Genomic DNA, 24,430 nt, shown 5'->3' on the forward strand with positions numbered 1-24,430 from the left:
CCTTGTCCCAACCCCACGTTGTTGTCCTATTGTTTTTGCCATTTTCAACCCTTCTGAAATAAAAAGAAGACACCGTACGGTATCTTCCCTTTTTTAGATTATTTCTTTTCCAAAGTGATTTCGTCATCCTGAATCCGACAAATTAAATAAAGACCTGTATAAATACCGAACATTCCACCCAAGTCTTCAAATTTAATGCTCGAAATAATTACCTCTTGATCCGCCAGCTTTTTAAAAGATTGTACTACTTTAGAGTCCGAGGCTTCTACAAATATTTCTTCATCAAATTTTTCATAGTAACCTTCACCTAACACTTCGACATCTTTGTTAATTACTATTTTGCTAAATTTTTTCATAATCTATCACCTCCCCTTTACTTTATTATCGATTAAAGAGACTGACAATGGAATCGTGAAATTTGTCGAACAATTATCCTTTACGATCTTATCAAACTTATATTCTTTCTAAACCGGGCCCACACTCAGAGGCACCCTTTGCCACCAATCGTTTTGTCTGAGATTCACTGAACCCGGTTTACAGAGAACATAAAACACCGGCGTTTAAGACTGCCCCCCCTGAAAACACTCGCTTTCGTCCAGCTATCCGTTTGCACCCGAACGCCTTCCGTGGTCAGTAGCTACGCAAATAAAAAAGCACCCCGAAGGGTGTTTTTATACTTCTATGCAAGTAAGATCTTTTTTCATATCGCTAAGATATTTGTTTTCATAAGATTTTTTTCTTTGTTTAGCAACAGAGATACGTACCTTAAAAGGTTTATTTTTATACCACTCAGTTAAACTGATCAATAAGTCGGTATAAGAAAATTCACCAGCTCTATACAACGTTAAGAAAATTCTAGATCGTCTACCTAAAATATGTCTAATTTTGTTTTTTTGTTCATCAGTTAATTTCGTGTCTTTCTCCAAGTTTTCCAATAATTTTTTACGCTCACTATAAACAATGTTTACTGCCTTAAACGGCATCTTAAAAAACAAGTCGAAGAAGATAACTGTAAGAAATACAGATGTTAATAAATCTTTACCGAAAGTATAAATGTTTAAGAAGGTAAACAGCAAAAATAACATGGCCATTGCCAAGAGAATGTATAATATATTATCAAGTAGAAACACGCTCCATCAGCCCCTCTCTAGAACTACCTCTTTATTAGAAGCATGTTGTTTCTGTTTCTTGTTCATTTTCTTCTTCTTTAAATACTCATCGAAAGCAATTGTGTAATTTAATGTTATTGATCCTACAAACACAGCGGTATAAACAACGCAAGCGATTAATAAATAAGTCTTGACCTTAAGATTAAGTGATATTGGAGATACATAATCTTGAACAAAACTGATTTTTGAGTCAATAATAGTAATTATACCTGTTATGCCTAATATATTCGCTAAAAGTATTGATATTCCTGCCGCCCAAATAAGTCCAGCGAGAATTTTTAAAGGACGGTTCAACAATTTTTTTAATATTGGATAGAAATCGACTAGATACGGTGAGAAAAATATGGTTTGCGTAATAAACAAATTTCTTGCATCCTGCGGTATACCACCCACATAATTGGCTAAAATCAGCCCCACTACAAATATAATACTCTTGACAGATCTCAATATAGACATCCTCCCTGTTAGGGTTCCAGTCTAATAATAGCATATTTTGTCATACAATGAACAAAAATCACCTGAAAAAAACACCGATTTTGGATACTTTCGACTCATTCCACATCTCAGCCATCATATCGGACAGGAACAATGACAATAAGCTTTAGTAAAATTTGTCGAACGATTTCCCCCTTACGCTAAACGCTTATTAAAATAGCGCCTTACATATACTCCGGGAGGAAGCCAAGCATTGTAAGACGGCATGTCCAAAAAACATACTGCTTACAAACCCTCCCGATACCAAAGCCGCAAGACTAGCGCGATCCGGCTCAGAATGTTCCTCCCGTTTGGCTACATTCTTCATCGCCTTAATTTGAGTATCCGAATTCACCTTGATAAGGGAATGGTGCATATCCCGTTATTTCTTGATAAGTAAATCTTATCGATAAATTACACATAAAAATTCCCCCTCTTTATCCCCCCGATTATCGGAAAATTGTCGGGATTTTGTCGGGTTTTTCTCGATGAAAAAAGCACTCAGATAATTCCGAGTGCTGTTGCTATACGGCAGATTGCCCGTTGCTTTATTTCATAATAGGTATCCTTTTTCATCCCGAGTTCCATATAAATATTAATGTCTTTCACCCTGGCAGCCGTCAGGTATTTCTTTTCGATGATCAAACGTTCCTCATCGTCCAAGCTGTTTTGTAAAGCCCGTTCCATCTGCTTAACCTTGAGCTCGTTAACGGAAAATGAATCCCGGAGGGAAGGGAAAATATTAATGCCGGCAGATGAACACTCTTTTTTATTCTCTAATTGGACTTTGAGCGCGCGGTAATTTTTCAGTTCTTTGATGACTATTTTTCGGACGGCTTTTTCGTCCACATCATCGAGAAATGATAGCTGTTCCTTTGACATCTTTTCCCTCCATTCGTTCATTTTTCTTTTTCCCATTCCTGGATCCGTCTTTCCATAATCTCCATCCAGATGAATGGAGCGGCAAGAATGACGATTCCTATAATTAGATAAAACATAGCTTCCCCCTTCACGGTTCCGACCGCATCATCTGATCTTGTGATTATCAAAAACCATTTGAATAGACATCAACACTAAATAATTGAGATCGTTCATGCTTTTTGCATATGCAATTCTCCTAATAGTTCCGATTTCAAAATCACTAAACTCATGCCCTTTTCTGTCACACTTTGCAATGAGCCTATCTATTTTTTTTTTAATCGGGTCAATTCCTTGTCTTCTCTCATTTCGATGCCTCCCATCATTTCACCCTTTGAAGTCTATGCACATCATCAATATTCATTTGATAGTCAGCCTCTCTGACGGCTGCAGCGAATGATTCAATCCCTTTTTCCCAAAGGCCGTGACGCTCAATGATTTCCGAAAACTCTTCAACATCATGCTCGCGGATCCCCCAACTGTCAGGATCTTCTCCAGGCCCATACATAGTAACCCATTTGCTTGAGTCATTCGGATCCGGTTCCTCCCATTCCACACGGGTGAAATGACAAAGCTCATGATCGACCAGGGCGGCTCGCTGCTCTTGGTTCATCGTCTTCCAGGCTTCTTTATTGATGAAAACGAAAAGCATGTAATCGGTCATATGACGCTCAAAGGCCGTGCATTTTTTCGCCTTCCCGGCCCATTTGCTGTTACCTTCCCGGATGTAAAAACCAACGTGTTCCTTTGCATCTTTTAAATGCGGGTGGTGCTCATCGATTAAACTTTCGGCCAGCTGCCGCACCTCTGCTGATTCTTCAAACCCTACAAATGCCATGATCATTTTCCCCTTTCAATCAATTTCTTTTTGAATATTTCGTCTAATTCAGTTAATGAAAGCTCATACAGCTGCCGGCCGTCTGGCGTTTTAAAAAATCCCATTTTAAGCAGCCGCGATTTAAGCTCGTCCTTTTTCCTTTCACAATAAAGGGCCTTCATTAAGTCATTCACAACAGGCCCCCCTTTAACAGCTCCCGGGCCATATAATGAAAATGGTGATAGATATAGTTTCCGGTCGCGCTTGGATTAATAAAAACGGTTGAAAAATTGTAACGGACTTCAAACGTTTTTAAGCTGCCAAGTAAAGATTGCGGCTTATATTGTGAGCGATATTTTCCGTTCAATATTTTTTGATAGCCTTCCAGATCCTCCACAAGAAGAGTGAAAGGGTGTTTGGCTGCGCGAATCAATTCATTTTCAAACCTGGAACGATCCTTAATGGATTGAACGAGCTCATCAACTCCATTTTTCCGTTCGATAGCAGCGTTCAAATACATGTCCCGGCTAATCCCGTATTCCTCGTTTCTCGGGATCATGGCGGAATAGTCGCCCGTCTTCATCCCTTTGAATTTGATGGATACGTTCTTTTTGCGGAGATAGTCAAGAACATGCTGGTTCTTCTGCTCCCTCGTATCCACAATAATGATCATGCTGTCGAGAATATTTTTCATTTCAGTATCCGAATAGTTATAGTGAATAATCGTCATGCTTTCTTCCCCTTAAAGTACGACATGGCCCTTTCATAGATTTCTAAAGAAAGCTTGTCCGTTTCTTCATCCTCAAAATTCGAAACGGAGCTGTTCAGAGCTCTCCAGCCGTTCTCCCAAAATAGAACGAGCAATCTCGCGGCTTTAGTTGCCGCATCCCACTCATGATTGAACCAGTCGTCTATTTTTGGATTCATTTCTTGATCTATGCCCATAAAATAATTGATGATTTTATCAATAGTTTGTTTGATTTTATGATCCTGCATTGAGTATTCACCTTTTAAGTACTGGATGATCCGTTTTTTATGTGACTGAACAAATTCCACAAGTTCTGGATATACATTCTCCGGATTCTCAATATAAAGGTCATCCCCGTCCAGAACTAAAGGTGATCCCAAAAAGGCAAGGTCATCACAAATTTGTTTTGGATGCAAAATAATCACCCGCCTTGCTGTTACTTTTTGTTACTTTTTAAGTAACACTGCTCGTCCTTACTCTCCCAAGGGATCGAGCCCTTTTTGTTACTTTTGTTACTCATTTTCATATATAAAGCTATATAGAATATATATATATTTTTTTTTATTTATTTATTTTCAGTACATGGAACAGGGGATTTAAGTAACAAAAGTAACACCATATTTTAGAAAAACTCTTAAAACCCCTGTCGTATCAAAATTTATAGCTTTTTCCTCTGGATGCTTGTGACGTTATTTTTGTTACTTTTTATATCCGATGGGCTCTGACCCTGTTTAAAAAGATTTAATTGTTTATGCAAATCTCGGTTCTCTTTTATTAAACCGATCCCATCAAAATAATTTTTGTTATAATTTCCGCGATATTTTTTAAAGCCGCGGATTTCCATTTGTCGATAAAATGCCCGGTTCTTCAGTTCAATTTCGTCATTTTCAAAGCACCAGTCCTTGTAATCCTTATAAAGCTCCTTTGCTTCTACCTTTGCGGTCGGATGCTGGATACATCTTTCTTCCATATACGGACCGAGAATGTCCATATCCTCCCGGTAGCCTTCCGTGGCCTTCCTGATCGCTTCCGGCTCTCCAAGGCCTTCCTTCTGCCACTTCAAGCAGCCCTCAATAGCCCACCTCAGGATCCCTGGCATTTCCTCAGCCAGTTTCTGCGGCAGCTTCTTGTCTACTTTTTCTTTTGGAATTGTGACAGTAAACGGGATCAGCCGGATCCGGCGCCAAATACCCTCATCGCTGCCTTTAACGATCGGTTTATGGTTTGTGGTAAAGAAGACTTTAAATTCCGGTGTAAACTCAAAGTATTCCTGACGCAGAAAACGCGCTGACATCTTTTCGCCGCCGGTGATCTGCTTCACCAACGATTCAGACAGCTGCTGTCCCTCTTCACTCTCGACAGCCGACACAAACCGGGCGCCGTCCAACCTGGCAATGTCATTGTTTATGGCGCTGTCATTTTTCTTCTTTATGAAGGTGTCGCTGTTTGTCTGCCGCCCATAGTCCCCGAACAGGTGCTGAACAGTATTGATAAAGGTTGATTTACCATTCCGACCGTTCCCAAATAGAAAGAACATGACCTGTTCTGTGGTGTCCCCGGTCAGCGAATAGCCAATCGCCTTCTGCATGAAATGAATAATTTCATAGTTCGGTGCGCCCTGGTCATCTATAAAAATACTTTCCAAGAAAGCTTTCCAGTTCGGACAGTCGGCGTCCGGTTGATAAGAGACAGGAGATATTTTTGTAAAAAGCAGATCCCGATCATGCGGCAGAAGTTCTCCTGTTTTCAGATCAATCACACCGTTATCGCAATTAAAAAGATATTTGTGGGAATCCAGTTCCTGCTTCCTCACTGAAACCATTGGCCGGACATCTAAAATGGTGTTCATCCGTATATTGCGGCGCTCGCATTTCTTCGCCCAATCATTGAGCTGTTTTTTTCGGAATTTGTCTTCTGTGGCCTTGGCCTCGCCGTATAACGCCCGTAATGTTTTCGCGGTGATAGCTTCAATTTTCCGTTTGCTGTCTTCTTCCCATCGCTTGCCGTTCCAGATCAGCCAGTCAAGCTCGTTACAGTATCGGATATTCTTTCCGTGGTAGTAGACAATTCGTTCAGCGTTGCCTAGCTCCGTTAAATGAAAGACCGGCGTGGTGTCAATGATCTCTTCTGTATCCTCAACTTGAGAATTATCGGAATGAGAAATGTACACCTCATACGGCTGTTCCTGCTGCTCTTCAAGCAAATCAGAAATTGTCGTATGAGTAGAATAAACGGCAGCGGCAATGGTCATGTCTCCATATGTAGCGCCGTCAGATGAGTGCTGTCGATCCCATTTCTCCCGAAACAACCCCGACTCCCGAAACATCGAATCCATTTTTGCGGGATCCTTATCCGTCCAGAATGCCAAGTGATTACACAAAGCCATATCTGTGGCCGAGTGATCATCATTTATCAGATGACCGTTAAACAGATCCTGAATGCTCTTCCCGTTCTTGCTGTTGAACATCCTTTCCCATATCTCCTTATTGGAGAGATTGCTCATATCATTGGATGAAACAGCAGGCAGGGTGGACGGTTTCGATTCTTCTTTTTTGTCCTTCAAATACTTTTCGAACAGCTCTTTGAGCTCGTCTGTTCGTTCTTCAACGGCCCCAATCCCGAGACTATTACCGGTAAAGGTGAAATAGCGGCCGTGGCGGTATACTTCCAGCCCAAGTTCAGGATTTTTTCTCCCTGTACCCGGCCCGCGCAATGGGATCTTACCTTTTGTGATGATGTGGACTCCTTTGCCGCTGGGTGAATATTCGGTGTAGCTGCTAATCGCCTGAACGATTTCCTCAGCGAACGTGGACAAGACACCGTCCTCCACACAATGATCTATGTCTATGCCGATGAACGGATCATCTTTTGAAAACATGAAGCCGATCCCGTCATAATCTCGATCGTTATAAAATTTCAAAACGGTCGGGAATGTCGACCAGGTTCTTTTATTACTGGATTGAGCCATGCTGCCGTCAATCTGGTATGGCACTTTTGTTTTCTTACCGTCACGTTCTTCGGAACGCCATAAAATCCACTGAGGGGCGCTTTTTAACTCTTGCGGTATGTTCTTAAATTCGTACATGTGATAACTCCCCTTTAAAAACGAGGGAGCTATACACTCCCTCAAATGTGTTTTTTATGATCAAAACGGTACATCATCGTCACTGATGTTAACTGGAGCTGCTTCCGGTGCTGGCGCCTCAGACGGCTTAAACGCTTTGACTTCCGGATATTTTTTGCCGTTGTGCTCTCGTTCTCCGACAACCAGGCGAACCGGTTTATTCAGGAACGCATTGGCCCATTCGATATGATCTTTAAATTTCATTCCATTCGGAAAACCCGCGGCCTTTGATGCTTGATGAAATCTCCACATTGCATTGTCTGTAACCGTAAAGTTATCGTATAGTATTTTTTGGCCCTGACATGGCTGCTCAACGTCAGAACGAATTTCATAGTCTACGACAAGTCGCTTATTTCCGGATGAAGCTGCTGTTTTCTCCTCAAAATTGATAACTGTTGCCTCATATTCTCCTGGTTTAATCGGTTCAAAAGCTTCACCTTTGCTGTGGTCTACTGTAAACATTATTTTTCCTCCTTAGTCTTTAAAGCTTGTAATCTATCAAGTGCGGCGGATGCCAGCTTAATAGTCCATTGATCAAGTTTTTTATTGGCTTTAATCTGAAATTCTTCAACCATCTGCGCGGCTGCTTCGTTGCCGGAAACGATCGCTTTAATTTCCTCAATCAAACGGAGCCGCTCAGCTTCTTCCTCTGCCTTCACGTCAATGCCGAGCTCGAGCCATTGGTAAAGCTTGCGGCCGACTTCTGGATTGAGTTTAAAAGAAGAACCTTCAAACATGCGGGTATTGTCTTTGGATGTTTCCGCCATGTGATCGATACTGATATTGAAATTGAGCATGAATTCATATTCCATTTCATCCTTCTGCACAGGCTTGGTCCCGACTTTGCGCGGTGCCATCTTTCCGTTTTCATCCGGTTCGACTACATACTCCGTTTTTGTTCTCAATGTCGCCAAGATGTGGACATCGTTTTGCGTTAAGGTCTTAATCAATTTGGTTGTTTCAGGCGCAAGCTTGCCCCAATTTTGAAATGAGTTGCCTGACATGCTCCCGTGTTTTTCTACTATCCCTCCTTCCCCTTGCCAGTTGTGGGAAAGCGAATCAATTACGACCACCTCGGCCCCGGCGTTCTTGATAGCCTCCACAGCTAATTGATAACGTTCTGTGGTGTAAGGCGGCGTAAAATCAATATGTTTAAAACTACCGATCCGCACGTCATCAAATTGCAGGTTTGCATATAGTTTGGCGCGGCGGTGCTCAGTATCCACAACACCAATCTTTGACCAGACTTCCTCATCGCTTGCTTCTGGGTATGCTTCCCGCATCATTCCGTAAGCAACAAGCAGGGCGCCGGCAGTCTTTCCGGATCCACTCGGCCCGATAAAGCCGACAATTGCCTTTTCCTTTTCACGCTGTGCGTTTGTGACTTGAAACATCTATCACACCTCCACTTTGAAGCTTGTGGAGGCAGGTTCTATTTCTACCCCCGGAACAGCTTGTCCATTTTCATCAACGACAACCTTTTTGCCGTCCACCTCTTTGATAGACAGAGATTTTTTAAAGTCGCCCCATTTGACATCTTCTTTGATAAATTCAGTAAGCTCGGCCTCTTTAACATGCTTGAGAAGCTGGTCCTTATCGGCTGGTTTAGGTTGTTCTTTAATTGCGCGGCTTTTTGACTTGCCGTAAGGTGTGGAAAGTGTTTTTGCTTTCGGATCCTGCTCGAGCTGCTTTGAGTGATAAACGCTGACCAGGTTTTCAAAGAACTCCAGATTGTCCGCAACAGGTTTTAGCTCCTGGGTTTCCCATTCATCGATGCGTTGCCTTTCCGTTGCCGCCAGGGCCTTGATTTCTTTTTCCTGTGTCTTTAAAGCAGCAATTTTCCGGAACGCCCAATTTAGACTATTCATGTCCGTGATCTCAAACTGTGGACGGCTCTCCTGCTGCAGGCTATTATTTGAAATCTCGTTTAGTTCAAACGCCTGTAAAGGATTCATGTATTTTGCCTCCTAATTGATTTTGTAACAGATTCCATTTAAAATGAGGTTGTTAAGTATTGTTTTTGTCGCCTTTGCCGAGGCGGCTTTTTTGTTTATAAGCTGACGGATAAAAAGCAACAACTTGAATTTCCCTATTAATTTCAGTTGTGTACCAAAAGCTATTATCGTAGGAACGCTGATTAATTTTTGTGTTCAATTTTTCAGCTGCATCCTGCACTTTTTGAAGAGCTGTCTCTTCATTCTTACAGTGATAGTCAATGCCAATCTGCCCACCATTTTTCAATGCACTTTCAACAAGTTGCAATACTGTGTCAATCTGCTTTGGATCCATTTTCATCCTCTCTTTCTGCATCATTCTCGTCCTTCAAATATTCCATAGGATAGCCGTAACGGTTAATCTCAGTGATCATTGGGTGCTCGATATTCATTGAAACGGTCTCCCTACGGCTGAAACATTTAACCCCCTACCCGCGAATTTGGACGCGATTTCGCGAAGCCGAACAACCTGTTCCGGGTGCTCCATTCGTTTAAGGTCTTTGCAATGTGAAATGATTGTCGCCGCAATTTCTACACATCCTTCAAAATCATGGTCTTCGATAGCGGCGGGCAATTCGGAAATAAGGTCTCGCGTTGAAATAAATAGTCTTTCCGCTTTTTCGCGGTCAGCTTTTAGAAAATTGTTAAGGTTCATACTTGCGCTCCTTTCGATTTTGCAAATGCTTGATAAATCTTCATAAAACGTTCCGCCTCGCTTAAAGCAAGCCATTCTTTGGTTTTGATCTTCAATTCCTCACCTCCCCTCATTTAGTAGGGCTTAATTTCTTGGCTGTTCGGCTAACCATGTCAGTAGAAATTCTTTCATTTCAGCTGCAGGAAACCTCCACTTGGTTCCAACCTTGTATTTAGGGCACCTTGGATCGTATAAAAACTTATCTATAATTTCAGGCCAACTCATATCTGTTTTTTCCTTCAAGGTTTTTGTATTCCAAAAAACCTTTTCATTATCCAAAGCTTTTAAGTGTTCCTCAATTTTTTCTGAACAGATCTGTTTAATTTCGTCTTTATCAACCTGAACCGTTAGCATGCCTATTATGAAACCTCCTTCATGTCTAGGATCTTGACAATTTTCTCTCTGACTTTTTTGCCTTCTCTTTTACCGTGTAAAATATCGGAGAGATAGGGTCCTGAAATGTTTAGCATTTCGGCTAATTCTTTCTGCTGCATGCCGTTAATTATTAACCAGGTCTTAACCCGTTTTCCGAAATCTAATTCCACAGAAAACACCTCCTATATATTTTTTGCTAATTATTTAGCTTTTTGTTGACTGAAAAATAGGATATATGCTAATATCTAAGCATAGCTAATAAACCCTACAATTACAGCCTTTTACGTTGGGGAACGTGGTCTTAGGCTTTAGTTTGTAGTGTCCTGAAAGCTAAATAAGTAGCTTATGAACACAGTTTAATAAACTATATGCTAATTGTCAATACAAAAATAGCATAAAGTTTAATTTTTGTCATAGGCTCATTTAAGGATGGTTGATATGACAATAGTTGAAAGGGTAAAAAAGTTGGCAAAAGAGCATAAAATATCTTTGGCTGAACTTGAAAGGAAGACCAAATTATCAAATGGAACAATTAGAAGATGGGATGAAAAAACTCCAGGTATAGACAAAGTTCAAAAAGTAGCTGATTATTTTAACGTCTCAGTTGATTACCTTCTCGGCAGAACAGAAAAGGAAAACTTTGAGCCAGAACTTACAGAAAAAGATGAAAGAGATATACAGAAAGAGCTACAAAAAATTATAGAAGGGTTAGAAGGCAAGAACGGTTATGCCGCATTTGACGGCCAAACTCTTGACGATATGGATGAAGAAGACAAAGAGTTATTAATTGCCAGCCTGGAAAATTCCTTACGTCTCGCCAAAAGAATTTCAAAACAAAAATTCACTCCGAAAAAATATCGTAAGTAGGTGCTTTTGTGGAGTCAATTACTAAAAAGATAAAATCAATAACAAAAAAATTTGAAACAAACAATCCATTTAAAATTGCAAAAGAACTAGGAATTGAAGTGGTATATGAAGATTTAGGAAAAGCCCTGGGGTATTACAGTAGACATTTCAGAGTTAAGGTCATTCACATTAATCAGAATGCGAATGAACATAACAAGGAGTTCATTTGCGCTCATGAGTTAGGTCATGCGATCTTTCATCCGGACGCAAACACTCCTTTTTTAAAAAGAAAGACATTATTCTCAACAGATCAAATCGAGTTAGAAGCAAATTTTTTTGCAGTAAATTTGTTATTCTCATCTATCAGTGGGTGTGTAACTGCAAAGGAAGCAATTGAACAATATGGGATTCCAGAACAGTTAGTTTTATCTAACATTACAAAAAATTTTTAATCCCAAAACAGAACATATATTCCGTTTTTAAGGAGCTGAGAAGATTGATTAGTTTCTCAAAAGTCTACAAAAACAAAGTGCATGTCGGTTGGAAAGGAACAGCCGAGGGGCCGAAGCATCCAGTTACCGGCAAACGTCAGCAAATCACACGGAGAGGAAAAACACAAGCGATAGTAAAGGAAAAAATTTTGCAGGCTCTGAAGGATATTGAATCAAACTTAAACAAACCGATTAAGTCTAAATTAATTAAAGATTATCTTCCTGAATGGCTAGAATTATATAAAAAAGGGAAAGTAAAGCCTTCAACATATCGGGCTCATTATAGGAATATTCACAAATACCTTATACCTGAATTTGGTCATATTCAAGTTAACAAATTGACTAGGGCACAATATCAGTCATTTATTAATAAGTTGTTAACATCCCGCAAAACAAGCTCTGTAAGCCATATAAATGCAACAATGAGTAATGCCATGAGACAGGCTTACTTGAATGACGAGATTGTTAAAAACCCATGTACTGGTGTAATCATAAAAAAGATCGAAGAAATTGAGGAAGAGAAAAAAATCCATTATTGGGCTAAGAACCACATAAAACAATTTTTGAATGGTTTTGAAAATGAGGAGAAGGTTTATTACTATTTTTTTCTAACGTTGATCTATGCAGGTCCTAGGAAAGGTGAAGCTATGGCGTTACAAGAAGAAGATTTAGATTTTGAAAATGATTATATAGATATTAACAAAACACTCCTCTATCACCTTTCAAGTGAAGAAGCTGTTTTCGGGCCTCCAAAAACAAAACATTCAAAAAGGAGAGTTAAAATAGATCCGTTTCTTTCAAGTCAATTAAAACAGCTTATTACTGTGAACAAAAAAAATAGACTTTCTGCTGGCTCATTAACTTCACCGCACCGATTCGTTTTCTGCAAAAAAGACGGATCTCGACTACGTGAAAGAACCATTCAAAATGTCTTTACAAGAGTAAAAAGAAAAACGGGGGTTCCGGATATCTCCATCCATGATTTACGACATACTCACGCTGTTATGATGTTAGAGGCTGAAGCAAGTATGAAGGAAGTTCAAGAACGATTAGGCCACAAAGATATAAGAACAACATCAAATATTTATTCTCATATCACTCCCAAGATGGAAAATGAGGCAGTAAATAAATTTTCAAAATATATGGCCGACTGATCCAAATGTGGTCATATTGTGGTCAGCCAGCCATACTTTTAAATTAAACCTTTAATAACCTCTGTCAAAAAACACCCTTAACCTTACTCTCCCAAACGCTTCTCAAGCTCTGCTTTTTTCTCTTCGAAGCCAGGCTTGCCGAGGAGAGCGAACATATTGACTTTGTACGCTTCCACTCCAGGCTGGTCAAACGGGTTGACGCCGAGCAGGTATCCGCTCATTGCGCAGGCTTTTTCAAAGAAGTACACGAGGTAGCCGAACGTGTAAGCGTTCATTTCAGGTACGTTCACGATCAGGTTCGGCACATTACCGTCTGTGTGCGCGAGCATTGTGCCTTGGAACGCTTTTTTATTGACGAAGTCGACCGTTTTGCCGGCAAGGTAGTTTAAGCCGTCAAGATCATTGTCCGCTTCTTCGATTGTCAGCTCATGTCTCGGCTTTTCAACGTTCAGCACCGTTTCGAACATGTCTCTTCTTCCTTCTTGTACGTATTGTCCAAGAGAGTGAAGATCCGTCGAGAAGTTGGCTGAAGATGGATAAATGCCTTTTTCGTCTTTTCCTTCACTTTCGCCAAAGAGCTGCTTCCACCATTCTGCAAAGTACTGAAGGCCCGGCTCGTAGTTGATCAGCATTTCAATCGTTTTGCCTTTGTTATAAAGGACATTTCTGACGACCGCGTATTGGTAAGCCGGATTGTCTTCAAGCTCTGATGTGGAGAAGTCTTTGCTCGCATCGCGGGCGCCCTTCATCATTTCATCGATATCGGCTCCGCTGACTGCGATTGGAAGCAAGCCGACCGCTGTGAGCACAGAAAAGCGGCCACCGACATCGTCAGGAATGATAAATGATTCAAAGCCTTCCTCATTAGCAAGCGTTTTTAATGCGCCCCGCTCTTTATCAGTTGTTGCATAAATGCGGCGTTTCGCTTCTTCTTTTCCATACTTTTCTTCAAGAAGCTTGCGGAAGATCCGGAAAGCAATCGCCGGTTCTGTCGTTGTGCCTGATTTAGAAATCACGTTGATTGAAAAATCAGCGTCTTCAAGAAGATCCATCACGTCTCTCATGTAAGAAGAGCTGATGTTGTTGCCGATGAAAATCACTTGCGGCGTTTTACGCTTTTCTTTCGGCAGCACATTGTAAAATGAATGATTCAGCATTTCGATCGCCGCTCTTGCGCCGAGGTATGAACCGCCAATTCCGACAACCAGCAAAACATCGGAATCATTTTGAATTTTTTCAGCGCATTTTTTAATGCGGGCGAATTCTTCTTTGTCGTAGTCAGTCGGAAGATCCACCCATCCTAAAAAGTCGCTGCCTGCACCTGTTTTTTCGTGAATGGTATGGTGGGCGACTTTCACGAAGTCACGCAGATATGTAAGTTCATGTTCTTTAAAGAATGGCAATGCTCTTGAGTAGTCAAAACGGACATGCGTCATATTATTAAACCTCCAGTACTAGCTGTTTTCTTCCATATACCCGCCAGCGCTTTCATTTTCATGAGAGTGCGGGCCAAAGGGTTTTAAAACATGTCGATTTTCGGCGACAGCCTCTTCCCTTTTCACTTTATATGAACTCCTTCGTTAAATCAAGTGACGAAAAAAAGGAGGATGGAGGCAGGCGCGCAAAAATGCATGTTTTTCAGCCGCCACGCGCAGTTTTGTCAAAAAGATAACAAATGAACAACGGCTCAAGGTATGGCGGTCCTCCTTGAGCCGTCAAGAAATCTTATAAAGAAGCCTTCAAAATAGACAGAACATCGTCTTTATTCAGCGTTTTAAAGCGGCCGAATTCGCCGTTTGCCATCGCTTTGTCGGCAATCAGATCCAGCTTCTCATCTGTGATGTCATAATCAGCAAGACGATTTGGCGCGCCAAGGCTGGTCCAGAATTCAGACAGCTTCTCGATTCCAACAAGCGCCACTTCACGATCGGTTTTTCCTGTTTCATCTACGTCAAAAACGCGTACGGCAAGCTGTTTAAAGCGGCCGACATTTTCGGAAAGCGTGTGCTTCATCCAATTCGGGAACAGGATCGCAAGCCCTCCCGCATGCGGAATATCGTAGACGGCCGAAACAGCGTGCTCGATATTGTGCGTCGCCCAGTCTCCGCGTGCGCCCATTGATAGCATACCGTTCAGCGCAATGGTGCCTGTATAGAGAATCGTTTCGCGCAGCTCATAGTTTTCAAGGTCTTCAATGAGCTTAGGAGCTGTTTCAATCACCGTTTTGAGCAGGGATTCGCACATCCGGTCCTGATAAGGAGTATTTTCGGTATGGTGAAAATATTGCTCAAACACGTGGGACATCATGTCGACAATGCCGTAAATCGTGTGGTCTTTCGGAACGGTAAATGTGTTGACCGGATCAAGAATTGAAAATTTAGGGAATACGAGCGGGCTTCCCCAGCCGTATTTTTCATTGGTTTCCCAATTTGTGATCACAGATCCCGAGTTCATTTCCGATCCTGTTGCTGCCAACGTTAAAACCGTTCCAAACGGCAGCGCATCAGCAGGAATATGTTTTTTTGTCACAATATCCCATGCATCGCCGTCGTATTTCGCTCCGGCGGCGATCGCTTTCGTACAATCGATGACGCTTCCGCCGCCGACTGCCAATAGAAAGTCAATATCGTTCTCTTTGCATATCGCGACTCCTTTATTCACAGTGGCAACACGCGGATTCGGTTCGACACCGGGCAATTCATGGACGGTCGCGCCTGCCTTTTCAAGAATTGAAATCACTTGATCGTATAAACCATTTCGTTTAATGCTGCCTCCTCCGTATACGAGCAGGACATTGCGGCCGTAGTGTTTCACCTCTTCTGCCAGCTTTTCAACTTCTCCCCGGCCGAATATCAGCTTCGTGGGATTCCAATATGTAAAATTATCCATCTACATCTCCTCCTTTATTTACTATTATGGGAAATCGCCGAATGCCCTGTAAAGCGATCTGCTCCTCAGGCGTATAATGTTTCCAAATCCGTCGCAATCTATAAATGTGAAATATAGGACTTCAAAAAGGAGGAAAAACAAATGAATGCACTTCAACGTATTGCATTGGTATTAACAATCATTGGAGCAATCAATTGGGGACTGATAGGATTTTTTCAATTTGACTTGGTTGCAGCCATTTTTGGCGGTCAAGGATCCGCTTTAGCCCGGACCGTTTACGCGCTTGTCGGAATTGCAGGTCTGATCAACCTCGGACTTTTATTTAGACCGGCTGAAGAGACTGCTGGCGAAGACGCCAAGCAGCCGGAAATGCGATAAAAAAACTCCGGCTTTTGCCGGAGTTTTTTCATTTACTTCTTAATAAGATCTTTTCTGTTGGACTGCTCGATCCACTCTTCAAGTTTGTCTTTTAACGTGTTGAATCCTTGTGGAGCGGCTGTATCTTCGGCTTGAACAGCCTTTTGTCTTCTAGGCTTGCTTTCTTTTCGTTCAGGAGCTGCCTGTGTAGCGCGGATAGAAAGGCTGATTTTGCCTTTTTCCTCATCTACAGAAAGAACCTTCACTTGCACCTCATCACCGATCGCCAAGTGCTCATTAATATCTTTAACGAAACCGTGTGTTACTTCAGAAATATGCACGAGTCCCTGTGTTTCTTCATCTAATGCAACAAACGCTCCGTACGCCTGTAATCCAGTCACTTTTCCAGTGTAAACACTGCCTACTTCAAATTTTGCTGTCATAACTAACAACTCCTAAATCATATGAATTTAACTCTTTTTATACGCAATAAAAAATTATATCATACAAGTCTTTATTAAGCAAAAAAACTTTTTTAAGCATTGTATGTTTAAAACCGAGCTGAAAGGGGAATACTAAAGAACAACTAAGGCTTTCTAGTATTCCCCCCCTTATGTTGATGCGGACCTTTTAGGTGCGCATTTTTTTATTGAACTGCACCGGTCTTCTGGACAAAGCGTTTCATTCTGACGAGCGCTTCCTGAAGCTGTTCAAGCGAGGAAGCGTAAGAACATCTGATATAGCCTTCGCCGCTCGGCCCGAAAACATTGCCCGGGACGACGGCGACTTTTTCTGCGATGAGAAGCTCCTCAGCAAACTGTTCTGAACTCATGCCCGTTTTTTTAACGGAGGGAAACGCGTAAAAAGCGCCCCCCGGCTGATGACAGTCAAGCCCGATTTCGTTCAGTGAATCCACAAACACATTCCTTCGGCGGCGATAGCTTTTTTTCATCTTTTCGACGTCTTCGAGACCGTTTTTAAGGGCTTCCTCCGCCGCAAATTGAGCCATGCTCGGCGCGCACATCATCGAGTACTGGTGAATTTTCAGCATAGGATCCCTTAAATATGCAGGAGCTGCGACATATCCAAGGCGCCAGCCTGTCATGGCAAACCCTTTCGAAAAACCCGATATCAATATCGTCCGCTTTTTCATTCCGGCGATTTCCGCAAAGCTTGTATACGCTTCATCGTATGTCAGCTCGGCGTATATTTCATCCGCTATTACAATCAGGTCATGCTGTTCAGCAAAAGTCGCGATCTCTTCCAGTTCTTTTTTTGTATACACAGAGCCTGTCGGATTAGACGGGGTGCAAAGGATAATGGCCTTCGTACGTTCAGTCAGAACGGCTTCAAAATCGGCTGCGCTCGCTTTAAATCCGCGTTCTGCGTTCGTGTGAATGTGAACCGCTTTCCCCCCCGCCAAAGAAACAAGCGCTTCATAAGCGACAAAACAAGGCTCGGGAATCAGCACTTCTTCTCCGGGATCAAGGATCGCCCTGACCGCAATATCAAGCGCCTGGCTTGCTCCGACTGTGACAATCAGCTCGTCATCAGGAGCATAATCCAGATGAAAGCGTTTATTCAGATAAGCGCTGATCTCTTTTCGCAAAGAAAGAAGACCCGCGTTTGCCGTATATGACGTGTAGCCCTGTTCAAGGGAAAGGATGCTCGCTTCCCTGACATTCCACGCCGTTACAAAATCGGGCTCTCCGACGCCCAATGAAATCACGCCTTCCATTGTGGACGCAAGATCAAAAAATTTGCGGATGCCCGACGGTTTGATTTGCTGGGCTGCTTTAGAAATATAAGTTGTCCTCATTTAAGGAGACACCACGATTCTTTTGTCATCATCACCGGAGTCAAAAACTTTACCGTCATGCTTGTATTTCTTTAAAATAAAGTGGGTGGTTGTCGACACGACCGATTCGAGCGTCGATAATTTTTCGGACACGAAATGCGAAATATCCGACATCGTTCTGCCGCGGATGACAACAGACAGATCATATACGCCTGACATCAAGTAAACGGATTCAACTTCCTGAAAACGATAAATCCGCTCGGCCACTTCGTCAAATCCGACGCCGCGCTTCGGTGTTACCTTCACATCGATCATCGCTGTCACGCCTTCATGGCCGTCGACTTTTCGCCAGTCGATCATTGCCGAATAATCGATGATGACCTTTTCTTTTTCAAGCTTTTCGATAATCGCTTTTGTTTCTTCCTGTGAAATGTTCGCCATTTTAGCAATGGTTTCAGGTTCGAGGCGGCTGTTTTCCTCTAATATTTCCAATATTTCTGTTTCTTTTTCTGTTAGCTTCATCTCGTTATCACACCTTTATATGTCAAGAAATCTTCTGAATATTATAGCACGTTTTTGAACGAATGTAAGGCGGTAAAAAAAGCGAAATCAAAGCGTGAAAAAAATTTTTTCGGGTACGATAAATAACGTACTCAGGACTTAGGCGACAACATGCAGCCAGCAGCCAGATTGTTTGAACATGAAAGAAAAACATTCGGAGTGATTTGGATCATGCTGTTAACAAAACCTTCTATTGAAACCATTCAAGGGGTCAATATATATTATGAGCATTACGAGAATCCGGGCAGGCAATCGCTCGTTTTAATACACGGCTTTCTTTCTTCCTCGTTTTGCTACAGAAAAATCATTCCTCTTCTGAAGGATGAGTTTAATTTAGTCGCCGTTGACCTGCCTCCCTTCGGCCAATCAGAAAAATCCAGCACCTTTGTGTATACCTATCAAAACATGGCCAGGGTGGTCATCGAACTGATCGAAAGGCTGAGGATTAGAGACGCCGTGCTTGTCGGACATTCGATGGGCGGCCAGATTTCACTTTATGCGATAAAGGAAAGGCCTGAACTGTTCAAAAAAGTCGTCCTGCTGTGCAGCTCAGGCTATTTAAAGCGTTCCCCCCGCCCGCTCATTTTCGGGAGCCATATTCCTTATTTTTATTTGTACATCAAGCGCTGGCTGTCAAAACAAGGCGTCCTGAAAAATCTCATGAATGTTGTCTACGACAGATCTCTGATCGATCAGGAGATGATCAATGGCTACCTGAAACCGTTTCTCGACGATCAAATTTTCAGGGCGCTCGCGCGTCTCATCAGACACCGGGAAGGCGATTTATTACCGGACGATTTGAAGAAAATCGAGACGCCTTCCCTCTTAATCTGGGGCGAAGAGGACCGCGTTGTCCCTGTACAGATCGGCAAAAGGCTTCATCAGGATTTGCCCAATTCTATTTTCTATTCCCTGCGGGAAACCGGCCACCTCGTCCCCGAAGAAAATCCGGATTATGTATCAGACAAAATTGCCGATTTCATTTTGACATGAATATAAAAAAACCGCCGTTTGGCGGTTTTTAATTTTGATCAGCACGAACTGCTGTCTTTGATCGCAAGGAGCCGTTCAGCCAGCTGTTTGCATTTTGCCAGCGGCAGCGTCTGATCAAATGATACTTCAAAAACGGACTGGATAGCTTCGCCCAGCCGCTCTGCGTCGTTTTCCGTGTAGACGGCCTGAACAATCTCGGCCGCTTCCGTTTCATAAAAATCGGGTCCGGCTTGAAACGGATCCCATTCCTTTATGATGTGGATGATTTGTGCTGCTGCCTGACTTTCTTTCATCATGATCACCGCTTCATTGTAATGTTTCAAAAGCTATTGTATCATAACGCGCCGGCTTGTCGATAAGGAAAGCACCAGGCTATCGGCCGGCTTGTCTCCGCTTCCTCCGCCAGGCGATCAGCAGCAGCCCGATGCCGTTGACGAGAATCAATCCGAACACGGTATTTCCGAGGGGCGCCCAGCCGTTTTCCCCCGTCAGCATCACTGACAGCACAACCTTGCCGATCAGCGTCACATTCAATACCGCAAGTCCCCACCCTAAGGAGCGCTTCCAAAATGCCGCGCCAATCAACACGAGAAACCCCATCATAAAAGCGAGCGTGAGCACGGCAGAAAGCGGGTTGGACAAAAGCATCTGCTCGTAATCCAAAACAGCCTGCATCTCCGGATTGATCCGCTCGGGGACGGGAAACCAAAACATGCTGCTCGTCATCAGCAAAAAAGTAACGATGACGCCTTTCCAAGTCCGCCTATAGCAAAAATACGCAAGCGCCACAAGAAAGACCGGGCGAATATACCAGCTCATAGGGTTGAGATGACGCTGAAAAGCCCACTCAGGGCACACTGCTCCATTCCATCGGATGCCACTCCCTTTACTTTATAAAAGCTTTCATGGTTAAAACATTGCAATCTATCCTTATCACAGTTAATGTATAACATATGAAAAAGACATGAGGTGAGATCATGGATTTTAATACAGAACATAACAGACGCGGGACCCAGTCTGTGAAGTGGGACTTAACACAGGAATTATTCGGTGTAGATGACGCGCTTCCAATGTGGGTGGCTGATATGGATTTCCGCGCCCCCCAGCCCGTTATCGACGCTCTTCAGCAGCGCTTGGAGCACGGGGTTTTTGGCTATACATCTGCAAGCGCGGGCACGAACGAAGCTGTCACCGATTGGCTTAGCCGCCGGCACGGATGGAATACTGAACCGGCGTTTATCACTTTCAGCCCGGGCATTGTAACAGCGCTAGCCCAAGCGGTGCAGGCGTACACAGAGCCAGGAGAGCGGGTGGTCGTACAGCCGCCTGTATATACGCCGTTCTTTGATATAGTTGAAAAAAACGGACGGGTTGTGTTACACAATCCATTAATCGAAAAAGACGGCCGCTATGAAATGGATTTTTCCGACCTTGAAAAAAAGCTTGGGGAACCGGATGTGAAGATGTTCATTCTTTGCAATCCGCACAATCCTTCCGGACGTTCATGGTCGAAAGAAGAGCTGACAACGCTGGGCGAACTCTGCCTTAAACACGGTGTCACAGTTGTTTCCGACGAAATCCATTCAGACCTGATGCTGAACGGACTGAACCATACGCCGTTCGCCTCTTTATCTCCGGAATTCGCGGATATTTCGATCACATGTATTGCACCGAGCAAAACGTTTAACTTGGCCGGGTTGCAGGCCTCAGCCATCATCATACCCGACAAGGCGAAGAGAACCGCCTTTGCAAAAGTTATGCAGCGTCAGGGACTGCATTCTTTAAATACATTTGCAGTTGCAGCAATCGAAGCGGCCTATTCAAAAGGCGAACCGTGGCTCGATCAGCTTATCCCTTACATCGAACGAAATATGGAAGAAGTCCGCCGCTTTTTAGCAGAGGAGCTGCCCGAGGTCCGCATGATGGAGCCAGACGCCTCTTACTTGGCATGGCTTGACTGCCGCAAGCTCGGATTGACGGATCAGGACATCAAACGGCTTCTCCTTCATAAAGGAAAGCTGATTCTGGAGCCGGGACCAAAGTACGGACCGGGCGGAGAAGGATTCGTCAGAATGAATGTCGGATGTTCGCTCTCTGTTGTAAAAGACGGGCTCAGACGTCTGAAGACCGCTTTTTCATAAGCGTTCCGGCTGAAAAACGGGCGCTTCTAAGAGCGCTTGTGGATGGTTTCATTCAATTCTCTTTCCAGCTTTTCCGCTTTTTCAGCTTCTTTTTTGGAATGTTTAATGATCAGCCGGAATACAACAATTGCGATGATAAAGAAAACGGCCAGCGTAATAAAAGAAGGGATATATTCTCTTTTGTCTTCAGGAAAATAGAGCATAAACTGAATCAGAAACGGCGCCATTTTTCTTCCTCCCTGAAATGATTTTTTTACCATTTATTTATTATGATACCATTAGGAGGCAGATGCAGTGAACAACCAATTTCAAGTCGGCGATCGTGTAAAGGGCTTTTATAAGACAGGCGTCTACATCGGCGAAATTACGGATGTTAAACCGATGCACTACCTTGTCAAAATCCTCGCCGTGCTGACCCACCCGAAGCAAGGCGATCTTCACCATCCCAACAAGGCAGACGTCCCTTTTTTTCATGAACGAAAAGCGCTCGCTTTCGGTGAACAGACAAATATCCCGCATCGTATGGTGAAGCCGTTCGATGAAGCTGTACCGGATTATGCGGATTCGCTCCGCTCAGCTTTAAACCGTTTAAAAACGGATCTGCAAAACGATTCGTCCGAATACGCGGCAAAATCGCTTGAACTTATTCATGCGCTTGAAAATGAATATTTCCCGCACAAATAACCCAATCTGTTCGCCAGATTGGGTTATTTATGTGGCGTGCGGAAAAACTTTTGAAAGATCAACCCGTTCGCCGATCGTCGTCGGTTTCGGATTTTCCAAATACTTCTTATCCCGTTCTACGAGCCGAAACAGCTTATACGTTGTCATCGCGTCGTCTAGCGCTTTATGCTGTTTTCCCGTTCCTGAATCGCCGTACTCTTCCGCTGCTTTCCACAAATTCGTCAATGTTTTGTCACCAAAGAATTCCTTGTACTCCATGGAAAGATCCCTCATCTCTCCTTTAAACGGAAACGGAACATGGTTGAACATGCAATTTTGCTTCAGCACTTTCATATCCATGTTTCCCCATGTAATGATGGCGCTGTTTTGGTCAGGATCAAGCTCCCGCAGCTTTTCAATCAACGCGTTAAACGTGATGCCTTGGTCAACCTGTTCCTGTGTAATGCTGAGAAATTTTTTGCAGCGCCTCGTTAATTTAGGGAACTTCTTCGGCTTAATATAGCTTGAAAATGTCTCAACCACCTCATCATGAACCGCCTTTACAATCCCTGCTTCTATGATTTCCGGGAAAAAATTTTGCGGGTGATACTTTCCCTCAGGCATTGTAAATTCAAAATCAATAATCAGTAAGGTGCTCGCTTCCAACTTTCACACCTGCCTTTCTATCTCAATATAAAAAACTTATGGATGTAGCGCAGCGGATTGAAATCGTCCAAGCCTAAAGCCTTCTGAATGTTTTCAAAAGTACGTTCATATTTCTCTTATTATATCATTATATTTCTATATTTAAGGTTTTAATTTCTGAAAATGTTGAAAATTCCTTCAAATACCCAATTTTCATTTTTTCAATGAGCAGCGATTCCATACAGCTTCCACATTTCATTTATAATGAAGGAAATTCAAACTTTTTAAGAAGGTGATTCGCATCTCTGTTTATAAGAAAAACCTTGTGATCATGTGGTTCGCGAATTTTTTCGTGGCCGCAAGCTCTACAATGGTTCTGCCGTTTCTTTCCCTCTATATCGAAACGCTCGGCAGCTATTCGGACGGATTTACGGCAAAATGGAGCGGATACGTTTTCGGCGTCACATTTTTGATGGCCTTTTTGGTTTCTCCTTTTTGGGGAAGGTTCGGAGATAAACACGGCTATAAAAAAATCCTCTTGATCACGGGCACCGGCATCGGCACTTGCATTCTTCTCATGTCCCTTGTCTCTTCCGTATACGAACTGTTTTTTTTGAGAATGGCGATGGGGCTCGTAACCGGGTTCATTCCCACTTCCCTTGCCATGATTTCGGCTCAGACGCCGAAAAAAACGGCTGGCAAAGTGCTCGGCACGCTGCAGATGGGCACGGTCTCAGGAGGGTTATTCGGCCCCTTGCTCGGCGGTCTGCTCGCCGATCGCGTCGGTTTTACATATACGTTTTTCATTACGGCATTTGCCATTTACAGCGCCGTTTTCCTCGTGTTTACCGGAGTGCGTGAACGTCCTTTGAAGGCGAAGCGCGATGCCTCCGCCGGGTATACGAGAAAGCAGGTGCTGCAGACGATTTTGCACCAGCGCCCGCTGATTACGGCGATGATCCTCACCGCTGTGATTCAAGTGGGAAACTTCAGTGTTCAGCCGCTGCTCGCCTTATATGTCAGCGAGCTGCACGGAACTGACAATCTCGCATTTTTCTCAGGGCTGGCTTTTTCTGCAACCGGCCTTGGAAGCCTTCTCGCCGCGAGAAAATGGGGCGTCTTAGGCGATCGGTTCGGCCATGGAAAAATATTGATGATTCTCGCGCTGGCTGCCGCGGTTTGCGTTATTCCGCAAGGACTTACATCTCAGTATGAAATGCTTGTGTTCTTCCGCTTTCTGTTCGGAATCGCGCTTGGCGGGATGATTCCCTGCATCACCGCCTTAATCCGAGTTGAATCTCCGGGGCCTATTCAAGGGGAAGTGCTTGGCTATAATGTAAGTTTCAGATTTTTGGGCAATGTCATCGGCCCGGTGCTCGGCGGCGTTCTTTCCAGCTTTTTCGGAATTTCTTCCGCTTTTTACGCAACTGCCGTCCTCTTTTTCGGCGGAGCATGCCTTCTGATATTCCAAAGGTCCCAGCAAAAAAAATCAGAGGCAAAAGCAAGCTGAAATCGGATAAAAAACTGCCAATCTATCAAATTATCCTTCTCGATATCGAAAAAGAATGGTACGATATGG

32 protein-coding genes and 1 pseudogene are annotated in these 24,430 nt (G+C 43.2%); 8 read left to right on the top strand and 25 right to left on the bottom strand.

Annotated elements, in window-relative coordinates; translation table 11 throughout:
• Positions 1-98 precede the first annotated feature (98 nt).
• The 16 genes from CP943_RS17345 to CP943_RS17420 all read right to left on the bottom strand — a co-directional run bounded on the left by CP943_RS17345 (position 99) and on the right by CP943_RS17420 (position 10,483).
• Positions 99-356 carry a hypothetical protein gene (locus tag CP943_RS17345; protein WP_105981185.1) on the bottom strand — a complete coding sequence of 86 codons (258 nt, stop codon included), beginning with the start codon at positions 354-356 and terminating at the stop codon, positions 99-101.
• A 315-nt stretch (positions 357-671) separates the two neighbouring features.
• Positions 672-1,130 carry a hypothetical protein gene (locus CP943_RS17350; protein WP_020450347.1) on the bottom strand — a complete coding sequence of 153 codons (459 nt, stop codon included), beginning with the start codon at positions 1,128-1,130 and terminating at the stop codon, positions 672-674.
• A gap of 6 nt (positions 1,131-1,136) precedes the next feature.
• Positions 1,137-1,616, bottom strand: a complete 480-nt coding sequence (locus CP943_RS17355) for a hypothetical protein (RefSeq protein WP_020450346.1) — start codon at positions 1,614-1,616, stop codon at positions 1,137-1,139.
• A gap of 528 nt (positions 1,617-2,144) precedes the next feature.
• Positions 2,145-2,525, bottom strand: coding sequence for an ArpU family phage packaging/lysis transcriptional regulator (locus CP943_RS17360; protein ID WP_009330080.1), 381 nt, complete (start codon positions 2,523-2,525; stop codon positions 2,145-2,147).
• 358 nt (positions 2,526-2,883) lie between these two features.
• Positions 2,884-3,399, bottom strand: a complete 516-nt coding sequence (locus tag CP943_RS17365) for a putative metallopeptidase (protein ID WP_105981186.1) — start codon at positions 3,397-3,399, stop codon at positions 2,884-2,886.
• 2 nt (positions 3,400-3,401) lie between these two features.
• Positions 3,402-3,572, bottom strand: a complete 171-nt coding sequence (locus CP943_RS17370; RefSeq protein ID WP_105981187.1) for a Fur-regulated basic protein FbpA — start codon at positions 3,570-3,572, stop codon at positions 3,402-3,404.
• Complete coding sequence (locus CP943_RS17375) at positions 3,569-4,108, bottom strand: ERCC4 domain-containing protein (protein WP_105981188.1); 540 nt, start codon at positions 4,106-4,108, stop codon at positions 3,569-3,571. The genes CP943_RS17370 and CP943_RS17375 overlap by 4 nt, the downstream gene beginning before the upstream one ends.
• Positions 4,105-4,542 (bottom strand): hypothetical protein, encoded by a 438-nt coding sequence (locus CP943_RS17380; protein ID WP_105981189.1) that lies wholly within the window; start codon positions 4,540-4,542, stop codon positions 4,105-4,107. Before CP943_RS17380 ends, CP943_RS17375 begins: the two co-directional genes overlap by 4 nt.
• A 242-nt stretch (positions 4,543-4,784) precedes the next feature.
• Entirely contained in the window at positions 4,785-7,211 is a 2,427-nt protein-coding gene (locus tag CP943_RS17385) for a phage/plasmid primase, P4 family (protein ID WP_105981190.1), read from the bottom strand.
• A 60-nt stretch (positions 7,212-7,271) separates the two neighbouring features.
• A complete protein-coding gene (locus tag CP943_RS17390; RefSeq protein ID WP_061578359.1) occupies positions 7,272-7,712 on the bottom strand; it encodes a DUF669 domain-containing protein in 441 nt (146 codons plus the stop codon).
• Complete coding sequence (locus CP943_RS17395; RefSeq protein ID WP_065643444.1) at positions 7,712-8,644, bottom strand: AAA family ATPase; 933 nt, start codon at positions 8,642-8,644, stop codon at positions 7,712-7,714. Before CP943_RS17395 ends, CP943_RS17390 begins: the two co-directional genes overlap by 1 nt.
• A gap of 3 nt (positions 8,645-8,647) precedes the next feature.
• On the bottom strand, positions 8,648-9,205 hold the full coding sequence (locus CP943_RS17400; protein ID WP_059231718.1) for a host-nuclease inhibitor Gam family protein: 558 nt from the start codon (positions 9,203-9,205) through the stop codon (positions 8,648-8,650).
• Between the two features lie 52 nt (positions 9,206-9,257).
• Entirely contained in the window at positions 9,258-9,539 is a 282-nt protein-coding gene (locus CP943_RS17405) for a hypothetical protein (protein ID WP_105981191.1), read from the bottom strand.
• Between the two features lie 93 nt (positions 9,540-9,632).
• Complete coding sequence (locus CP943_RS17410; protein ID WP_105981192.1) at positions 9,633-9,899, bottom strand: YqaH family protein; 267 nt, start codon at positions 9,897-9,899, stop codon at positions 9,633-9,635.
• 123 nt (positions 9,900-10,022) lie between these two features.
• Positions 10,023-10,292: a group-specific protein gene (locus CP943_RS17415; protein ID WP_105981193.1), complete on the bottom strand. Its 270-nt coding sequence runs from the start codon at positions 10,290-10,292 to the stop codon at positions 10,023-10,025.
• A gap of 5 nt (positions 10,293-10,297) precedes the next feature.
• On the bottom strand, positions 10,298-10,483 hold the full coding sequence (locus tag CP943_RS17420; RefSeq protein WP_026587143.1) for a helix-turn-helix domain-containing protein: 186 nt from the start codon (positions 10,481-10,483) through the stop codon (positions 10,298-10,300).
• A gap of 268 nt (positions 10,484-10,751) precedes the next feature.
• Here CP943_RS17420 and CP943_RS17425 point away from each other — a divergent pair, with 268 nt between their 5' ends.
• The 3 genes from CP943_RS17425 to CP943_RS17435 are packed head-to-tail and all read left to right on the top strand — an operon-like array spanning position 10,752 to position 12,804.
• Positions 10,752-11,180, top strand: a complete 429-nt coding sequence (locus CP943_RS17425) for a helix-turn-helix domain-containing protein (protein WP_087634984.1) — start codon at positions 10,752-10,754, stop codon at positions 11,178-11,180.
• Between the two features lie 8 nt (positions 11,181-11,188).
• Positions 11,189-11,611, top strand: a complete 423-nt coding sequence (locus tag CP943_RS17430; RefSeq protein ID WP_105981194.1) for an ImmA/IrrE family metallo-endopeptidase — start codon at positions 11,189-11,191, stop codon at positions 11,609-11,611.
• 44 nt (positions 11,612-11,655) lie between these two features.
• Complete coding sequence (locus tag CP943_RS17435; RefSeq protein ID WP_105981195.1) at positions 11,656-12,804, top strand: tyrosine-type recombinase/integrase; 1,149 nt, start codon at positions 11,656-11,658, stop codon at positions 12,802-12,804.
• Positions 12,805-12,887: 83 nt separating this feature from the next.
• On the opposite strand, the gene CP943_RS17440 is transcribed toward CP943_RS17435, so the two are convergent.
• Together CP943_RS17440 and CP943_RS17445 are read right to left on the bottom strand one after the other, a co-directional pair.
• Positions 12,888-14,240, bottom strand: a complete 1,353-nt coding sequence (locus tag CP943_RS17440; protein WP_079289531.1) for a glucose-6-phosphate isomerase — start codon at positions 14,238-14,240, stop codon at positions 12,888-12,890.
• Between the two features lie 289 nt (positions 14,241-14,529).
• Positions 14,530-15,693, bottom strand: a complete 1,164-nt coding sequence (locus CP943_RS17445) for an iron-containing alcohol dehydrogenase (protein WP_023856133.1) — start codon at positions 15,691-15,693, stop codon at positions 14,530-14,532.
• Positions 15,694-15,834: 141 nt separating this feature from the next.
• Between CP943_RS17445 and CP943_RS17450 the strand changes: the two genes are divergently transcribed.
• Entirely contained in the window at positions 15,835-16,071 is a 237-nt protein-coding gene (locus tag CP943_RS17450; protein WP_020452764.1) for a DUF378 domain-containing protein, read from the top strand.
• 32 nt (positions 16,072-16,103) lie between these two features.
• On the opposite strand, the gene yugI is transcribed toward CP943_RS17450, so the two are convergent.
• The 3 genes from yugI to CP943_RS17465 all read right to left on the bottom strand — a co-directional run bounded on the left by yugI (position 16,104) and on the right by CP943_RS17465 (position 18,370).
• Complete coding sequence (gene yugI, locus CP943_RS17455; RefSeq protein WP_020452765.1) at positions 16,104-16,493, bottom strand: S1 domain-containing post-transcriptional regulator GSP13; 390 nt, start codon at positions 16,491-16,493, stop codon at positions 16,104-16,106.
• Between the two features lie 203 nt (positions 16,494-16,696).
• Entirely contained in the window at positions 16,697-17,869 is a 1,173-nt protein-coding gene (locus CP943_RS17460) for an aminotransferase (RefSeq protein ID WP_023856135.1), read from the bottom strand.
• Positions 17,870-18,370, bottom strand: coding sequence for an Lrp/AsnC family transcriptional regulator (locus CP943_RS17465; protein WP_003184796.1), 501 nt, complete (start codon positions 18,368-18,370; stop codon positions 17,870-17,872).
• Positions 18,371-18,580: 210 nt separating this feature from the next.
• Between CP943_RS17465 and CP943_RS17470 the strand changes: the two genes are divergently transcribed.
• Positions 18,581-19,402 carry an alpha/beta fold hydrolase gene (locus CP943_RS17470; protein WP_023856136.1) on the top strand — a complete coding sequence of 274 codons (822 nt, stop codon included), beginning with the start codon at positions 18,581-18,583 and terminating at the stop codon, positions 19,400-19,402.
• Positions 19,403-19,440: 38 nt separating this feature from the next.
• Here the strand turns inward: CP943_RS17470 and CP943_RS17475 are convergent, their stop codons facing one another.
• Together CP943_RS17475 and CP943_RS17480 are read right to left on the bottom strand one after the other, a co-directional pair.
• Positions 19,441-19,695, bottom strand: a complete 255-nt coding sequence (locus CP943_RS17475) for a DUF1871 family protein (RefSeq protein ID WP_023856137.1) — start codon at positions 19,693-19,695, stop codon at positions 19,441-19,443.
• A gap of 79 nt (positions 19,696-19,774) precedes the next feature.
• A pseudogene (locus tag CP943_RS17480) lies at positions 19,775-20,273 on the bottom strand (hypothetical protein).
• Between the two features lie 106 nt (positions 20,274-20,379).
• Here CP943_RS17480 and CP943_RS17485 point away from each other — a divergent pair.
• Positions 20,380-21,543, top strand: coding sequence for a MalY/PatB family protein (locus CP943_RS17485; protein WP_025809718.1), 1,164 nt, complete (start codon positions 20,380-20,382; stop codon positions 21,541-21,543).
• Between the two features lie 26 nt (positions 21,544-21,569).
• Here CP943_RS17485 and CP943_RS17490 read toward each other — a convergent pair whose 3' ends face one another.
• Positions 21,570-21,770: a hypothetical protein gene (locus CP943_RS17490; RefSeq protein ID WP_020452772.1), complete on the bottom strand. Its 201-nt coding sequence runs from the start codon at positions 21,768-21,770 to the stop codon at positions 21,570-21,572.
• A gap of 67 nt (positions 21,771-21,837) precedes the next feature.
• Here CP943_RS17490 and CP943_RS17495 point away from each other — a divergent pair, with 67 nt between their 5' ends.
• Positions 21,838-22,227 carry a kinase-associated lipoprotein KapB gene (locus tag CP943_RS17495; protein ID WP_023856140.1) on the top strand — a complete coding sequence of 130 codons (390 nt, stop codon included), beginning with the start codon at positions 21,838-21,840 and terminating at the stop codon, positions 22,225-22,227.
• Between the two features lie 27 nt (positions 22,228-22,254).
• On the opposite strand, the gene kapD is transcribed toward CP943_RS17495, so the two are convergent.
• Entirely contained in the window at positions 22,255-22,830 is a 576-nt protein-coding gene (gene kapD / locus CP943_RS17500) for a 3'-5' exonuclease KapD (protein WP_373926117.1), read from the bottom strand.
• Positions 22,831-23,182: 352 nt separating this feature from the next.
• Here kapD and CP943_RS17505 point away from each other — a divergent pair, with 352 nt between their 5' ends.
• Positions 23,183-24,361 carry an MFS transporter gene (locus CP943_RS17505; protein WP_026580045.1) on the top strand — a complete coding sequence of 393 codons (1,179 nt, stop codon included), beginning with the start codon at positions 23,183-23,185 and terminating at the stop codon, positions 24,359-24,361.
• Positions 24,362-24,430: the final 69 nt, after the last annotated feature.

The organism is Bacillus paralicheniformis, from assembly GCF_002993925.1.
In the GTDB taxonomy this organism is placed as follows: Bacteria; Bacillota; Bacilli; order Bacillales; family Bacillaceae; genus Bacillus; species Bacillus paralicheniformis.

Bases quoted from the DNA above. Each gene is read 5' to 3' on its own strand.
- CP943_RS17345 (WP_105981185.1), bottom strand. From the start codon at position 356: ATGAAAAAATTTAGCAAAATAGTAATTAACAAAGATGTCGAAGTGTTA.
- CP943_RS17360 (WP_009330080.1), bottom strand. From the start codon at position 2,525: ATGTCAAAGGAACAGCTATCATTTCTCGATGATGTGGACGAAAAAGCC.
- CP943_RS17365 (WP_105981186.1), bottom strand. From the start codon at position 3,399: ATGGCATTTGTAGGGTTTGAAGAATCAGCAGAGGTGCGGCAGCTGGCC.
- CP943_RS17375 (WP_105981188.1), bottom strand. From the start codon at position 4,108: ATGACGATTATTCACTATAACTATTCGGATACTGAAATGAAAAATATT.
- CP943_RS17385 (WP_105981190.1), bottom strand. From the start codon at position 7,211: ATGTACGAATTTAAGAACATACCGCAAGAGTTAAAAAGCGCCCCTCAG.
- CP943_RS17390 (WP_061578359.1), bottom strand. From the start codon at position 7,712: ATGTTTACAGTAGACCACAGCAAAGGTGAAGCTTTTGAACCGATTAAA.
- CP943_RS17395 (WP_065643444.1), bottom strand. From the start codon at position 8,644: ATGTTTCAAGTCACAAACGCACAGCGTGAAAAGGAAAAGGCAATTGTC.
- CP943_RS17400 (WP_059231718.1), bottom strand. From the start codon at position 9,205: ATGAATCCTTTACAGGCGTTTGAACTAAACGAGATTTCAAATAATAGC.
- CP943_RS17405 (WP_105981191.1), bottom strand. From the start codon at position 9,539: ATGGATCCAAAGCAGATTGACACAGTATTGCAACTTGTTGAAAGTGCA.
- CP943_RS17410 (WP_105981192.1), bottom strand. From the start codon at position 9,899: ATGAACCTTAACAATTTTCTAAAAGCTGACCGCGAAAAAGCGGAAAGA.
- CP943_RS17415 (WP_105981193.1), bottom strand. From the start codon at position 10,292: ATGCTAACGGTTCAGGTTGATAAAGACGAAATTAAACAGATCTGTTCA.
- CP943_RS17425 (WP_087634984.1), top strand. From the start codon at position 10,752: ATGACAATAGTTGAAAGGGTAAAAAAGTTGGCAAAAGAGCATAAAATA.
- CP943_RS17440 (WP_079289531.1), bottom strand. From the start codon at position 14,240: ATGACGCATGTCCGTTTTGACTACTCAAGAGCATTGCCATTCTTTAAA.
- CP943_RS17445 (WP_023856133.1), bottom strand. From the start codon at position 15,693: ATGGATAATTTTACATATTGGAATCCCACGAAGCTGATATTCGGCCGG.
- CP943_RS17450 (WP_020452764.1), top strand. From the start codon at position 15,835: ATGAATGCACTTCAACGTATTGCATTGGTATTAACAATCATTGGAGCA.
- yugI (WP_020452765.1), bottom strand. From the start codon at position 16,493: ATGACAGCAAAATTTGAAGTAGGCAGTGTTTACACTGGAAAAGTGACT.
- CP943_RS17460 (WP_023856135.1), bottom strand. From the start codon at position 17,869: ATGAGGACAACTTATATTTCTAAAGCAGCCCAGCAAATCAAACCGTCG.
- CP943_RS17465 (WP_003184796.1), bottom strand. From the start codon at position 18,370: ATGAAGCTAACAGAAAAAGAAACAGAAATATTGGAAATATTAGAGGAA.
- CP943_RS17470 (WP_023856136.1), top strand. From the start codon at position 18,581: ATGCTGTTAACAAAACCTTCTATTGAAACCATTCAAGGGGTCAATATA.
- CP943_RS17475 (WP_023856137.1), bottom strand. From the start codon at position 19,695: ATGAAAGAAAGTCAGGCAGCAGCACAAATCATCCACATCATAAAGGAA.
- CP943_RS17485 (WP_025809718.1), top strand. From the start codon at position 20,380: ATGGATTTTAATACAGAACATAACAGACGCGGGACCCAGTCTGTGAAG.
- CP943_RS17490 (WP_020452772.1), bottom strand. From the start codon at position 21,770: ATGGCGCCGTTTCTGATTCAGTTTATGCTCTATTTTCCTGAAGACAAA.
- kapD (WP_373926117.1), bottom strand. From the start codon at position 22,830: ATGCCTGAGGGAAAGTATCACCCGCAAAATTTTTTCCCGGAAATCATA.
- CP943_RS17505 (WP_026580045.1), top strand. From the start codon at position 23,183: ATGTGGTTCGCGAATTTTTTCGTGGCCGCAAGCTCTACAATGGTTCTG.